The following is a 15,650-nucleotide window of genomic DNA, read 5'->3' as shown; positions in this document are numbered from 1 at the left end:
TGATACGGGAATGATCCTATTGTGCGGCAAATTTGATTGTGGTAACACAGGAACAGTAGCTTGTCGATAGAATGACAGAATGTCGCACCTAGTTGACCGTGTATGACAGTGTCATTATCCACGTATACCGAACAAGTAACTGATTTCTGTTTCAGGTTGAGTTGTCAGGGCGTTGCCGGGCGTCGGGGTCTTTTCACTTCCAATCACGGCGATTGTTAATCCGGGTTAATTTTCCTTGTGAGCCTTAGCCATGAATGATGCGGATCCTGGTCGCATGCTCGACGGCGGCGACGATAGGCGGCCGGCCGATGACGCGGCTATGCTGCCCCTGACCCGCGTCCAGCTCGAGATCTATGTCGAGCAGAAATTCAACCCGGAAAGCCCGCTGTTCAACATCGGCGCCCTGGTACGGATCAGCGGTCCGGTGGACGGCGACCGCTCCGTCGCGGCCATGCGCCATGTGGCCGGCCGTGCGGCGGCCTTCCGCACGGTCATGATCGACACCGACGACGGACCGCGGCAGCGCGTGCTGGACAGGTTCCCGGGGGCGGTGGATTTCATCGACCTGGGCCTTGAGCGGGACCCCGAGGCGGCGGCGCTCCGCTTCATGGAAAGCGACATGGCGGAACCCCTGCCGTTCGGGCCGACCGGCCCGCTGGCGAGGTTCGCCGCGCTTCGGTGCGGCCCCGATCTGTTCTTCTGGTACGGCAAGTTCCACCACATCATCGCCGACGGCTGGGGCACCTCGCTGTTCCACGCCAACCTGGTCCGCAGCTACAACCAGCTCACGGCCGACGGCACGCTGCCCCCGCTGGAACTCGGCCATGTCGCCGACCAGATCGCGGAGGAGAGGCGGTACCGCGCCTCGCCCGGGTTCGAGGCGGGGCGGGCCTATTGGGAAAGCCGCTTCCCCGCCCTGCCGGAGCCGCTGTTCCGGCAGAACGGCCCTTTCGCCACGCGCGCCACGCGCCGCACCATCCATCTGGACGGCGCCCTGTACGGCCGGATCCGCGATCTCGCGGAAGCGGAGAAGGCGTCGCCGTTCCACGTGCTCCTGGCGGCGCTCGGGACCGTCCTGTCGCGCCAGTGCGCCACCCGCGACCTGGTGATCGCGGCGCCCATCCTCAACCGAAGGACCGCGGTGGAGAAGCAGGCGATCGGGCTCTTCGCCAGCGTCTCGCCCCTGTGGCTTCGCCCCGACGGGCTGCACGGCCTGCGCGCGCTGGTCGGCGAGATCCGCGCCCAGCTGCGCCGGGATTACCGGCACCAGCGCTTCCCCATCGGGGAGATGAAGCTGCCGGGCCTGCCGGAGGAAACGGCGCGCAACCGCCTGCACGAGGTCAGCCTGTCCTACGAGCGGCACCATTACGGCGAGCAGGTCGCAGGCTGCACGAACCGGACGGTGGTCCTGTCCAGCGGCCACCAGAACCAGCCGCTCCAGGTCTTCGTCCGCGACTTCGGCGACCACGATGACATCGCGGTCGATTTCGACTTCAACGAGAGCTATTTCGACCACGCCGGCGCCGAAGCGCTGGTCGGCCGCTTCCGGCGCCTGCTGGAAAGCGCCCTGGACCAGCCGGACCGGCCGGTCGCCTCCCTGCCCTGGCTTGACGCGGCGGACCAGGACTGGCTGGTCCGGGAGGTCAACGCGGGCTCGGAAGTGCGCCCGACCGGCACCTTGACCGGCTGGTTCGAAGCGACCGCGGCGGCCTACCCGGACCGCCCGGCGTTGAGCTTTGAGGACACCACGCTGAGCTACGCCGATCTGGACGCCCGGTCCAACCGGCTGGCCCGGCACCTCGCCGGGCTGGGCGTCGGGGCCGAGACGCCGGTCGGCCTTTGCCTGGAGCGCGGGGCCGAGCTGATCGTCGGCCTGCTCGCCATCCTCAAAGCCGGCGGCTGCTACGTCCCGCTCGACCCCGCCTACCCGGCCGACCGCCTGTCCTGGCTGGCCGAGGACGGCGGCCTGAAGCTGGTGTTGACCCACGCGCCGGCCCGCCCGGCGCTCGCCGCGGCGCTGGGCGACGGCGCCCTGCCCGTGGTCGATCTGGCCGACGCCGAGGCGGAAGCCGCAAGCCTGCCCGCCACATCTCCCGGCTTGGCGATCGACCCGGACCAGGCGGCCTACGTGATCTATACCTCCGGCTCGACCGGAAGGCCCAAGGGCTGCGTGGTCAGCCACCGCAACGTCACCCGCCTGATGGCCGCCACCGAGCCGCAGTTCGGCTTCGGGCCGGAGGATGTCTGGACGCTGTTCCACTCCTACGCCTTCGACTTCTCGGTGTGGGAGATCTGGGGCGCCCTGCTCTACGGCGGCAAGCTGGTCGTGGTGCCCTACTGGGTCAGCCGGGCGCCGGATGCGGTCGCCGAGCTGCTGGAGCGCGAGGGCGTCACGGTGCTCAACCAGACGCCGTCCGCCTTCCGCCAGCTGATCCCGGCGGCGGCGGGGCGCAAGCTGAAGCTGCGCCGTGTGGTGTTCGGCGGCGAGGCGCTGGAGCTGGCGAGCCTGTCGCCGTGGTATGCCGCGCAGGGCGACGCCGCGGTGCTGGTCAACATGTACGGCATCACCGAGACCACAATCCATGTCACCTACCGGGCGCTGGAGCCGGCGGACGCCGAGGCCGGCCGGGGCAGCGAGATCGGAAGGCCGCTGGCGGACCTCCAGGTGCATCTGCTCGACCACCGGCTGGAGCCGGTGCCGGTCGGCGTGGTCGGCGAGATCTATGTCGGTGGCGGCGGTGTCGCTCGGGGCTACCGCAACCGTCCGGACCTGACGGCGGAGCGTTTCCTGCCCGACCCGTTCGGGCCGCCGGGATCGCGGCTGTACCGCTCTGGCGACCTGGCGCGGCGTCTGGTCGACGGCAGCCTGGAGTATCTGGGCCGGGCCGACCAGCAGGTGAAGGTGCGCGGCTTCCGGATCGAGCCGGGGGAGATCGAGGCGGCGCTGGTGCGCCGGCCCGGCGTCCGCGAGGCCTTGGTTCTGGCGCAGCCCGGCCCGGGCGGCGACCCGCGGCTGGTGGCCTATGTGGCGGCGGAGGACGGCCGGGGCGACGTGGCCGCATGGCGCGCGGCGCTGGCCGAGACCCTTCCCGACTACATGGTGCCGGCGGCCTTCGTGGTGCTGGAGCGGTTTCCGCTGACCCACCATGGCAAGATCGACCGCGCCGCCCTGCCGGCGCCGGAAAGCTCCCGCTCGGAAGCCGGCGAGGCGCCGGCCACCCCGGCCGAGCGCGCCCTGGCGGCGATCTGGTCCGACGTGCTGGGCGTGCCGGCGGTCAATCGCGACGACAATTTCTTCGCGCTGGGCGGCGACAGCATCCTCTCCCTCCAGGTCGTCGCCAGAGCCCGCAAGCAGGGCATCGGCTTCGGGCTGCGCGACCTCTACCGTCACCAGACCCTGCGCGGCCTCGCGGCGTCGGCCATGTCCGGTCCGCCCGACATGGACAGGGACGAGGCTCCCGCCCCCTTCGCATTGATCGCCCCGGCCGATCGCGCCCTGCTGCCGGCCGGCGCCGTCGATGCCTTCCCCATGTCCAGGCTTCAGGCCGGCATGCTGTTCCATGCCGAGATGGAGGCCGGGACGGCCATCTTCCACGACATCTTCAGCTACCGCATCGAGCTGCCCTGGCGCGACGACGCCTGGGACCGGGCGCTGGAAACCCTGGCCGACGCCAACCCCGCGCTCCGCACCAGCCTGCACTGGACCGGCTTCGGCGAGGCGCTCCAGGTGGTCCATGGGCGGGCGCGGGTCCCGCTGGAGGTGGACGATCTCAGGGCGCTCGATCCCGCGGAACGTGAAGACGCCGTCGCAGCCTTCCTCGCGGCGGAGAAGCGGACCGGCTTCGACCTTGCCGCCGCACCGCTCTTCCGGGTCCGCCTGCACCGGCTGGAGGACGAGGTCGTCCAGGTCACCATCAGCTTCCACCACGCCATCCTGGACGGCTGGAGCGTCGCGACCCTGCTGACCCGCCTGATCAGCCTCTATCTTGGCCGCCCCGTCCAGGCCGGTGCTGGCGGCACCGCCGTTCCCGCCTGTTTCGTGGCGCTGGAGAAGGCGGCGATCGCCGACGAGGGCATGCGCCGCTTCTGGGCCGGGAGGGTCTCCGGCCTGGACGTTCCCCGGCTGCCCCGTCTGGCCGTCGCTCCCCCGGCCGGCAACGGCGCCAAGGTCAGCCGCCATCTGGTGGCGCTGCCGGACAGCTTGTCCGGCCGGCTCGCGGCGAGCGCCGACCGGCTCGGCGCGCCGATCAAGAGCCTGGCGCTGGCGGCCCATCTGCGGGTGCTCGCCTTCGCGACCGGGCGTCCCGACGCGGTGACCGGCTATGTCACCCACGGAAGGCCGGAGCTGGACGGCGCTTCCGAAGTCACCGGGCTGTTCCTCAACACGGTGCCGCTGCGCCTGAAACCGGGTTCCGGCACCTGGCGCGACCTGGTGCGGGACCTGCTGCGCGAAGAGGCCGAGGTGTTGACCAACCGGCGCCTGCCGACCGCCGACATCAAGCGTCTGGCCGGCGGGATCGACCTGTACGAGGCCGGTTTCAACTTCATCCATTTCCACGTCTATGCCGGCATCCTCGGCATGCCGGAACTGCGGGTCCTGGACGTCGGCATCTTCGAGGAAACCGACTTCCCGTTCCTGGCCCAGTTCGCCCGCCACCCGACCAGCGGCGAGCTGGAGCTGACGCTGATCTACGACCACGGCAAATACTCGGCCGAGCAGATCGCCAAGCTCGGAAGCGCCTATATCAGCGTGATGGAGGCCCTGGCCGACACGCCTGACGCGGATGTCGCCGCCCTCGACCTGCTGGGTGCCGGGGAGCGGGACTGGCTGGTGCGGGAGGCCAACGCGGGTGCGGAGGTACGCCCGACCGGCACCCTGGCCGGCTGGTTCGAGGCGACCGCGGCGGCGCATCCGGACCGCCCGGCGTTGGGCTTCGAGAGCACAACGCTGAGCTACGCCGAGCTGGACGCCCGGTCCAACCGGCTGGCCCGCCACTTGGCCGGGTTGGGCGTCGGGGCCGAGACGCCGGTCGGCCTGTGCCTGGAGCGCGGGGCGGAGCTTATCGTCGGCCTGCTCGCCATCCTCAAGGCCGGCGGCTGCTATGTCCCGCTCGACCCGGCCTACCCGGCCGACCGCCTGTCCTGGCTGGCAGAGGACGGCGGCCTGAAGCTGGTGCTGACCCACGCGCCGGCCCGCCCGGCGCTCGCCGCGGCGCTGGGCGGCAGCACCTTGCCGGTGGTCGATCTGGCCGACGCCGAGGCGGACGCCGCTGCCCTGCCCGCCACATCTCCCGGCCTGGCGATCGACCCGGATCAGGCGGCCTACGTGATCTACACCTCCGGCTCGACCGGAAGGCCCAAGGGCTGCGTGGTCAGCCACCGCAACGTCACCCGCCTGATGGCCGCCACCGAGCCGCAATTCGGCTTCGGGCCGGAGGATGTCTGGACGCTGTTCCATTCCTACGCCTTCGACTTCTCTGTGTGGGAGATCTGGGGCGCCCTGCTCTACGGCGGCAAGCTGGTGGTGGTGCCCTACTGGGTCAGCCGGGCGCCCGACGCCGTGGCCGACCTGCTGGAGCGTGAGGGCGTCACGGTGCTGAACCAGACGCCGTCCGCCTTCCGCCAGCTGATCCCGGCGGCGGCCGGGCGTGCCTTGAAGCTGCGCCGGGTGGTGTTCGGCGGCGAGGCGCTGGAGCTGGCGAGCCTGTCGCCGTGGTACGCGGCGCAGGGGGACGCCGCCGTGCTGGTCAACATGTACGGCATCACCGAGACCACGGTCCACGTCACCTACCGGGCGTTGGAGCCGGCGGACACCGAGGCCGGCCGGGGCAGCGAGATCGGCCGGCCGCTGGCGGACCTCCAGGTCCACCTGCTCGACCACTGGCTGGAGCCGGTGCCGGTCGGCGTGGTCGGCGAGATCTATGTCGGCGGTGGCGGCGTCGCTCGGGGCTACCGCAACCGCCCGGACCTGACGGCGGAGCGGTTCCTTCCCGACCCGTTCGGGCCGCCGGGGTCGCGGCTGTACCGCTCGGGCGACCTGGCGCGGCGTCTGGCCGACGGCAGCCTGGAGTATCTGGGCCGGGCCGACCAGCAGGTGAAGGTGCGCGGTTTCCGGATCGAGCCGGGGGAGATCGAGGCGGCTCTGGTGCGCCGGCCCGGCGTGCGCGAGGCGCTGGTGCTGGCGCAGCCCGGCCCAGGCGGCGACCCGCGGCTGGTGGCCTATGTGGCGGCGGAGGACGGCCGGGGTGACGTGGCCGCATGGCGCGCGGCGCTGGCCGAGACCCTGCCCGACTACATGGTGCCGGCGGCCTTCGTGGTGCTGGAACGGTTCCCGCTGACCCACCATGGCAAGATCGACCGCGCCGCCCTGCCCATGGCCGATGCCGCCGCCGGGCGTCCCGACTACCTGCCGCCCAGGAGCCCCATCGAGATCACGCTGGCCGAAGTCGCCCAGGAAGTCCTCGGCATGCCGGAGATCGGGGTCAGCGACGATTTCTTCGCGCTGGGCGGCGATTCGATCCAGGCGACCCGGTTCGTCACCCTGGCGCGCCGGCGTCTCGGCCTGGAGCTGCCGCTGCGCGCCGTGTTCGAGCATCGCAGCATCGCGGCGCTCGCGGTCTACCTGGAAGAGGCGCGGGCGGCGGCATCCGCTCCCGTCGTGCCGATCCGCGCCGCCCGCCGGACGGCGACCCGCGTCGTGGTCGATATCGACGGCTCGGTCCTGGCGGACGGGGCGGCGGACTGATCCATGACCTTGGCGACATCCCAGGAAGTCTTCCTGTTTCCGCTGTCCCCTGCGCAGCGGCGGCTGTGGGTCCTGCATCAGCTCGACCCCGCCGACCCGGCCTACCATGTCCCGCTGGCGCTGCGGCTGACGGGCGGCCTGGACGCCCGGCGGCTGGAATCGGCGCTCCGCGGGCTGGTGGAACGCCACGAGATCCTGCGCACCACCTTCGCGACCCAGGCCGGCGAGCCCTGCCAGCTCGTCCATCCCGAGGGCGGCCTGACCCTGGAAATCGAGGAAACGGCGGACCCGTCCGACCTGGACGCCCGCATCGCGGCCGAGGTGGCGGCACCCTTCGACCTTCGGCGCGGGCCGGTGATCCGCGCCCGCCTGTTCCGCGTGGCGCCGGAAACCCACATGCTCCTGGTCACGCTCCACCACATCGCCTGCGATGGCTGGTCGCTCGGCGTGATGGTGCGCGAACTGGCGGCCCTCTACGCGGGCCGGGGCGACGCCCTGGCGCCGGACAACCTGCATTATGCGGACTATGTCGAGTGGCGCCGCACGGCGCTGACCGACGAGGCCCTGGCGCCGCAGATCGCCCATTGGCGGTCCGAACTGGCGGGCGCCCCGACGGTGCTGGAGCTTCCGTCCGACCGCACCCGCGCTCCCGGACGGGACGGTGCCGGCGGCACGGTGCGCAGCGCCCTTCCGCCCGCCTTGGCGAAGCGGCTGAACGAGGCCGCGGCCCGTCACGGCGCCACGCCGTTCATGCTGGCGCTGGCCGCCTGGGGCGTCCTGCTGGGCCGGCTGACGGGAGCGCGCGACCTGCTGGTCGGCACGCCGGTCGCGAACCGCCACCATGGCGGGTTCGAGGATGTCGTGGGATTCTTCGTCAATACGCTGCCGCTGCGCTGCCGGCTCGACGGCGATCCCACGGTCGCCGACCTGATCGGGCGCGTGCGCAAGACCGCCGTCGACGCCTATGCCAACCAGGACCTTCCGTTCGAGCGGCTGGTCGAACTGGCCGGCGCCGCCCGCGAGGGCGCGCGTTCGCCGCTGGTCCAGACGATGCTGGCGGTCCAGAACGCTCCCCTGGGCCGGGTCGCCCTGCCTGGTTTGAAGGTTGAGATCCTGCGCCCCGACACTGGAGCCGCCAAGCTCGACCTGACCCTGATCCTGGAACCGGACGGCGACACCCTGCTCGCCAGCCTGGAATATGCCGCCGACCGGTTCGAGCGGGCCACGGCGGAGACGATCCTCGACCGCTGGATGCGCCTGCTGGAGCAGGTCGTCGGATCGCCCGAGGCTCGCCTGTCCTCCTTGGATGTCCTCACCACCGGAGAGCGCGACTGGCTGGTTCGGGAGGCGAACGCAGGCTCGGAAGTGCGCCCGACCGGCACCCTGAACGCTTGGTTCGAGGCCACCGCGGCGGCGCATCCGGACCGCCCGGCGTTGAGCTATGAACGCACCACGCTGAGCTACGCCGAGCTGGACGCCCGGTCCAATCGGCTGGCCCGCCACTTGGCCGGGTTGGGCGTCGGGGCCGAGACGCCGGTCGGCCTGTGCCTGGAGCGCGGGGCCGAGCTGATCGTCGGCCTGCTCGCCATCCTCAAGGCCGGCGGCTGCTATGTCCCGCTCGACCCGGCCTACCCGGCCGACCGCCTGTCCTGGCTGGCAGAGGACGGCGGCCTGAAGCTGGTGCTGACCCACGCGCCGGCCCGCCCGGCGCTCGCCGCGGCGCTGGGGGGCAGCACCCTGCCGGTGGTCGATCTGGCCGACGCCGAGGCGGACGCCGCTGCCCTGCCCGCCACATCTCTCGGCGTGACGATCGATCCGGATCAGGCGGCCTACGTGATCTACACCTCCGGCTCGACCGGAAGGCCCAAGGGCTGCGTGGTCAGCCACCGCAACGTCACCCGCCTGATGGCCGCCACCGAGCCGCAGTTCGGCTTCGGCCCGGAGGACGTCTGGACGCTGTTCCACTCCTACGCCTTCGACTTCTCGGTCTGGGAGATCTGGGGCGCCCTGCTCTACGGTGGCAAGCTCGTGGTGGTGCCCTACTGGGTCAGCCGGGCGCCCGACGCTGTGGCCGAGCTGCTGGAACGCGAGGGCGTCACGGTGCTGAACCAGACGCCGTCCGCCTTCCGCCAGCTGATCCCCGCCGTCGCGGGCCGCAGGCTGAAGCTGCGCCGGGTGGTGTTCGGCGGCGAGGCGCTGGAGCTGGCCAGCCTGTTGCCGTGGTACGCGGCGCAGGGCGACGCCGCGGTGCTGGTCAATATGTACGGCATCACCGAGACCACGGTCCACGTCACGTACCGGGCGCTGGAGCCGGCGGACGCCGAGGCCGGCCGGGGCAGCGAGATCGGCAGGCCGCTTTCCGATCTCCAGGTGCATCTGCTCGACCACCGGCTGGAGCCGGTGCCGGTCGGCGTGGTCGGCGAGATCTATGTCGGCGGCGGCGGTGTCGCGCGGGGCTACCGCAACCGCCCGGACCTGACGGCGGAGCGGTTCCTTCCCGATCCGTTCGGGCCGCCGGGGTCGCGGCTGTACCGCTCGGGCGACCTGGCGCGGCGGCTGGCGGACGGCAGCCTGGAGTATCTGGGCCGGGCGGACCAGCAGGTGAAGGTGCGGGGATTCCGGATCGAGCCGGGGGAGATCGAGGCGGCGCTGGTGCGCCGGCCCGGCGTGCGAGAGGCACTGGTGCTGGCGCAGCCCGGCCCGGGCGGCGACCCGCGGCTGGTCGCCTATGTGGCGGCGGAGGACGGCCGGGGCGACGTGGCGGGATGGCGCGCGGCGCTGGCCGAGACCCTTCCCGACTATATGGTCCCGGCGGCCTTCGTGGTGCTGGAGCGGTTCCCGCTGACCCACCACGGCAAGATCGACCGCGCCGCCCTGCCCTCGCCGGAAAGCTCCCGCTCGGAAGCCGGCGAGGCGCCGGCCACCCCGGTCGAGCAGGCGCTGGCGGCGATCTGGTCCGACGTGCTGGGCGTGCCGGCGGTCAACCGCGACGACAATTTCTTCGCGCTGGGCGGCGACAGCATCCTCTCCCTCCAGGTCGTCGCCCGCGCCCGCAAGCAGGGCCTGGCGCTGACCCCCCGGCAGGTCTTCCTCCAGCCGTCCCTTCGCGAGCTGGCCCTGGCCGCCACCGAGGCCGGCGCCGGCGCGACGGTCGCCGGGTCGTCCGAAGGCCCCGTGCCCCTGACGCCGATCCAGCGCTGGTTCTTCGGCCTGGACCTCGCCCGGCCGTCCTGGTGGAACCAGATCGCGTGGCTGGAGACCGCCGCTCCCGTCGATCCCGCCGCCCTGGCCCGCGCCCTCGACCAGGTGGCCGGCGCCCACGACGCGTTCCGCCTGCGCTTCCATCGGGAGTCCTCCGGCTGGGTGCAGACCCTGGTGCCCGGTCCCGCGACCCTGCCGCTGACCGTCCATGACCGGTCGGAACTGCCCCGGGCCGCCATCGACCTCCAGGAAGGCTGGGACCTCGCCGTGGGGCCTCTCGCCCGCGCCGCCTGGTTCGGCGACGAGGCTGGCGGCGTGCTCGCGGTCGCGGTCCATCACCTGATCGTTGACGGCGTCTCCTGGCGCGTCCTGCTGGACGATCTGGCGGGCGCCCTGGCCGGGGAACCGCCGGCCCCCGCCTTCGGCTTCGCGGCCCATGCCCGCGCACTCGGGGACCGCCCGGCGGCCCCGCCGGCCCCCGTTCCCGCCGAGCGCCGCCGACTTCCCCTGGCCGGCGGCGTCCCCGACACGTCCGGGACCGCCGGCAGGATCTCCACCGCGTTCGATCCCGCCGAGACGGCGCTGATCACGGTCGATGCCCCGGCCGCGTCCCGCCAGCCGGTGGATGCCCTGGTCCTCGCCGCCGTGGCCCGCGCCCTCTCGGACCTGGGCGCGGGCCTGCTCCCCGTCGTCATCGAGGGCCATGGCCGCGACGTCCCCGACGCCGACCTGTCCCGCACGGTCGGCTGGTTCACCGTGTTCCGCACCCTGGCATTGCCGCTCGGCCCGGAAGCCACCCCCGCCGAAGCCGCCGAGGCGCTGGCCGGCGCCGCCGACGGACTGCCCGCCGACCCGGCGGACTGGCCGGAGGTCAGCGTCAATTATCTCGGCCGCATCGCCGATGCCGCCGGTTCCGGCTGGCGGCTGCGCCGCGAAGCCTCGGTGCCCGTCTCCGCGCCGGAGAACCGCCGCCCCTTCGCCCTCGACCTCGTGGCGCTGGTCGCGGGCGGCCGGCTGGAGGTGACCTGGCTGTTCGCCGCCGGGATCGACGCCGCGACGGCGGAGCGCTGGGCCGTCCGCTTCAGGGCCGCCCTGCTGGAAGTCGCCGGCGCCGCCGCCGGCCGCATCGTGCCGCCGAAGCCGGAAGACCTGCCGCTCGCCCGGCTGGACGCGGGCGCCCTCGCGGCCATCGCCGCCACCGTTCCGGCCCCCATCGCCGACGCCTACCCGCTGACGCCGCTCCAGCTCGGCATGCTGTTCCACGCGGTGGAGCGGCCGGACGCCGGCGTCTATGTCGAACAGCTCGCCGGCCGCCTGATCGGGGAGCTGGACGAACCCGCCTTCCTCCAGGCCTGGCAGGACGTGATGGACCGGCATCCGCCGCTCCGCACCCTGTTCGTCTGGCGTGACGTGCCGGAGCCCCATCAGGTCGTGCTGGCCCGCGCCGCCCTGCCGGTCCGGCGGGAGGACTGGCGCGGCCTGCCCGCCGACGAGCAGGACCTTCGCCTGGAAGCGCTGCTGGCGGCCGACCGCCGCCTGGGCCTCGACCTCGGCCGCGCGCCGGTGATGCGCTTCGCCCTGGTCCGCACCGGGGATGCCGCCTGGCGCTGGGTCTGGACCCACCACCACATGCTGGTGGACGGCTGGTCTCTGCCGATCCTGTTCGGCGACCTGCTGGCATCCTATGTCGCCCGGATCGGCGGTGGCGTCGCCGAGCCAGCACCTGCCCGCCCCTTCCGCGACCATGTCGCCGGGCTCCTCGCCCGCGACGGCTCCGCCGCCGAGCGGTTCTGGAAGGCGGAGCTTGCCGGGATCGAAGGACCGTCGCGCCTCGCCCTGCAACGCCCGGCCGACGCGGCGGAGGAACTGCCCGGCGAGGTCGAGCGCACGCTTGATGTCGCGTCGTCCGAGGCGCTGCGCACCCTGGCGCGGAAACATCAGGTCACCCTCAACGTGGTGGCCGCCGCCGCCTGGGCGCTCCTGCTGGAACGCCACGGCGCCGGCCCCCGCCCGATGTTCGGCCTGACCGTTTCGGGCCGTTTGCCCGACCTGGCCGGCTCCGACGGCATGGTGGGGCTGTTCATCAATACCCTCCCCTGCGCGGTCCCGGTGCCCCGCGCCACGCCGCTCTCCGGCTGGCTGGGGGAGGTCCAGCAGCGGCTTGCCGCGGCGCAGGAGCACGACGCCGTCAGTCTGGTCGAGGTCCGGCGCTGGGCGGGACTGCCGGCGGACGAGGCGCCGTTCGACAGCCTGTTCGTGTTCGAGAATTATCCCGTCGCGGCGGCCCTCCAGCGGGAGGCCGGCGGCATCGCCTTCTCCGACATCAGGTTCGTGGAGCGGACCAACTATCCGCTGACCGCCGCCGTGATCCCCGGCGACGCGCTGATCCTGAAGATCAACTATGACGGGCTGCGCTTCGGGCTGGCCGAGGCCTCGGCCCTGCTCGACCGCTGGATCGGCCTGCTGGCCGCGATGGCGGAGCGGCCGGACGCGCCGGTGGACGCTTTCGCCGTCCTGCCGCCGGCCGAGGCCGCCGGGCTGATCACCCGCGCAAACCCCGTCGGCAAGGGTGCCGCCGAACCGGAGCCCGCCCACCGGCTGGTCGAGCGGATGGCCGCCCGCCGGCCGGACTCCCCGGCGCTGGACACCGCCGGCGCGGTCGTGACCTATGCGGCATTGGACGGTGCCGCCGACCGGCTTGCCCGCAATCTCGCCGCCCGGGGCGTCGGGCCGGAATCCGTGGTCGCGACCCTGCTGCCGCGCTCGGCCGACCTGATCACCGCCCTGCTGGCGATCCTGAAGGCGGGCGGAGCCTGGCTGCCGCTCGACCCGGCCTATCCGGCGGACCGGCTCGGGCACATGCTGTCGGACGGCGGCGCCCGCCTGATCCTGACGCGTGGCGCCGCCGCCGTGGACCTGGCCGCCGGCCGCCCCGTCCTGGACCTGGACGCGCCCGCCGAACCGGATGCCGGCACCACGCTCCCCGAGGTCGATCCGTCCGGCCTGGCCTACACCATCTACACCTCCGGCACGACGGGCCGCCCCAAGGGCGTGCTGGTGCCCCATGCCGGGATCGCCAACCTCGTCGCCGCCCAGGCGGAATCCTTCCGGATCGGGCCGGGCGACCGCGTCTACCAGTTCGCCTCGCCCAGCTTCGACGCCGCGGTGGCGGAGATCTTCCACGCGCTGGGCACCGGCGCCACCCTGTGCCTGCCGCCCGAGGGCGACGCGCTCGACATCGGCCGCCACCTGGCGGAGGCGCGGGCGACCCACGTCACCCTGCCGCCCTCCGTCCTGGCCGCCCTCGACCCCGCCGCCCTGCCGGACCTGCGCACGGTCGTGGTGGCCGGCGAGGCGGCGCCCGGCGCCCTGCTGCGCGCCTGGAGCCGGGTCGGCCACGTGGTCAACGCCTATGGCCCGACCGAGGCGACCGTCTGCGCCTCGGTCGAGACCTGCACGGACCTCGCCGGGGAACCGGCCCTGGGCCGCGCCATGGCCGGCTGCGCGCTCTACCTGCTCGACCCGCGCGGCGACCCGGTCCCCCCCGGTGTGCCGGGCGAGATCGCGATCGGCGGCATCGGCGTCGCGCGCGGCTACCGCAACCTGCCCGCCCTGACGGCGGAGCGCTTCCGCCCCGACCCGTTCAGTCCGGTCGCCGGAGCCCGCCTCTACCTGACCGGCGACCTCGCCCTGTGGGACGGGGACGGGCGCATCCGCTATCTCGGCCGGCGCGACCATCAGGTGAAGCTGCGCGGTTTCCGCATCGAACTGGGCGAGGTCGAAGCGGTGCTGGCCGACCATCCCGCCGTGGCTTCCGCGGTGGCGCTGGTCCACCGTCCCGCCGCCGGGCCGGCCGAACTGCTGGCTTTCGTCACGGGGGCCGCCACCGCTCCCGACCCGGCGGAGCTTCGCGCCCATGCCGCCGGACGCCTGCCCGGCCATGCCGTCCCCTCCGCCGTGCTGGTCCTCGACCGCTGGCCGCTGACGCCCAACGGCAAGATCGACCGCGCCGCCCTGCTCGCCCGCGCGGCGGAGCGGGAGCCGGCCGCGTCTCCCGCCCTCGCCGAAACGCCGGTCGGCGCGTCGGAGGAGATCCTGGCGGCGGTCTGGCGCGAGGTGTTCAACGGCCGGGCGATCGGCCGCCACGACAATTACTTCGACCTGGGCGGCGACAGCATCATCAGCCTCCAGATCGCCGCCCGCGCCCGCGCCGCCGGGCTGGAGATATCGCCCCGCCAAGTGCTGGAGGCGCAGACCGTCGCCGCTCTCGCCGAACTGGCGGTCCCCCTGGCGGCGGCCCCGGCGGAGCCCGAGCCAGCCTCAGCCGAGATCCCGCTGACGCCGATCCAGCGCTGGTTCTTCGAGCAGGACCTGCCGGCGCCGCACCACTGGAACCAGTCGCTGGCCTTCGCGGTGGACGCCGGGTTCGACGCCGCCGCCTTCGCCCGCGCGCTCCGGGCCCTGCATGCCCGCCACGACACGCTGCGCCTGCGCTTCGCCCGCACGCCCGGCGGCTGGCGCCAGTTCTACGACGGCCCCGGCGAGCCGCCCCGGCTGGAACGCATCGACCTCACCGCCGAGGCCGATCCCGACGCCATGCTGGCCCGGGCCGCCGACCGCCTCCAGGCCGGATTCGACCTGGGCTCCGGCTGCCTGATCGCCGGGCTGCTGGCCGAGCAGGGGGCCAGGCGCCCGCGCGTCCTGCTGCTGTGCGCCCACCATCTGGCGGTGGACGCCGTGTCCTGGCGCGTCCTGTTGTCCGACCTGCACGCGCTCTACCGGGCGGAGGCCGGCGGTGCTCCGCGCCCGGCCGCCCCCGGCGGCACCAGCTTCCGCCGCTGGTCGGAGGCGCTCGCCGCCCATGTCCCGGACTTCGAGGCCGAGGCGGCGCACTGGCGTTCCGTCATGGCGCCGGGAACCGCCCCGCTGCCGTTCGACGGCCCCGATCCCGCCGGGCCGGACCGGGTGGCCGGCGAACGGGTCGCCCGCGTCTCCCTGGGCGTCGCCCGCACCCGGACCCTGCTCGACGGCGCCGCCGGCCCGATGCCGGAGGCGCTGCTGGCCGCCCTCGCCCTGACCCTGGGCCGGTGGCGCGGCGCCGGTGCCGCGGTCATCGACCTGGAGAGCCACGGCCGGGACGCCCCCTGGCCCGGCATCGACCTGTCCGGCACCTGCGGCTGGTTCACCGTCCTCCACCCGGTGCGGCTGGAGATCGCCGGGACCGCTGACCCGGGTGTGGCCCGTGCCGCGGCCCAAGCGGCCTTGTCCGCCGTCCCGTCGAAGGGGCTCGGCTGGGGCGTGCTCCGCCACCTCGCGGGGGACGAAACCCTGTCCTCGGCGCCGCCGGCACCGGTCGCGCTCAACTACCTGGGCCAGACCGACGCCGGGGCCGCCGGCCTCGACGGCTTCGCCCCGCTCGCCGCCGCCCATGGCGCGGAGCGCGACCCCAGCCAGCCGCGCAGCCACGCGCTCGCCTTCAACGCCCGCGTCCAGGGGGGAGCGCTGACCCTCGACCTCGCCTACGGCGCCGGCCGGCTCTCGGCCGAGACCGCCGACCGCCTCGTCGCCGGCATGGCCGAGGCGCTGGACTCCCTGGTCGGGGACACCGGACCCGGCGCCGCCCGGTTCGACAAGATCGACCTCGCCGACGACGAATTTGACGCCCTCATGGCCGATCTGGCCGACAGCTTCGACGATTGACCGG

At 73.4% G+C, this 15,650-nt stretch carries 2 protein-coding genes; both read left to right on the top strand.

Translation table 11 applies throughout. The features are described 5' to 3' along the window. The first annotated feature begins 274 nt into the window (after nucleotides 1-274). Nucleotides 275-6,745, top strand: coding sequence for a non-ribosomal peptide synthetase (locus tag JL100_RS34570; RefSeq protein WP_228421715.1), 6,471 nt, complete (start codon nucleotides 275-277; stop codon nucleotides 6,743-6,745). Nucleotides 6,746-6,748: 3 nt separating this feature from the next. Continuing rightward, nucleotides 6,749-15,646 carry a non-ribosomal peptide synthetase gene (locus tag JL100_RS34565; RefSeq protein ID WP_202683279.1) on the top strand — a complete coding sequence of 2,966 codons (8,898 nt, stop codon included), beginning with the start codon at nucleotides 6,749-6,751 and terminating at the stop codon, nucleotides 15,644-15,646. The last annotated feature ends 4 nt before the right edge of the window (nucleotides 15,647-15,650 follow it).

It is taken from the genome of Skermanella mucosa (genome assembly GCF_016765655.2).
In the GTDB taxonomy this organism is placed as follows: Bacteria; Pseudomonadota; Alphaproteobacteria; order Azospirillales; family Azospirillaceae; genus Skermanella; species Skermanella mucosa.
The sequence above is the reverse complement of the archived record's forward strand: the minus strand, read 5'-3'. Positions and strand labels throughout refer to the sequence as shown.

What these genes read in the sequence shown, in the direction of transcription:
- JL100_RS34570 (WP_228421715.1), top strand. Translation starts at nt 275, where the DNA reads ATGCTCGACGGCGGCGACGATAGGCGGCCGGCCGATGACGCGGCTATG.
- JL100_RS34565 (WP_202683279.1), top strand. Translation starts at nt 6,749, where the DNA reads ATGACCTTGGCGACATCCCAGGAAGTCTTCCTGTTTCCGCTGTCCCCT.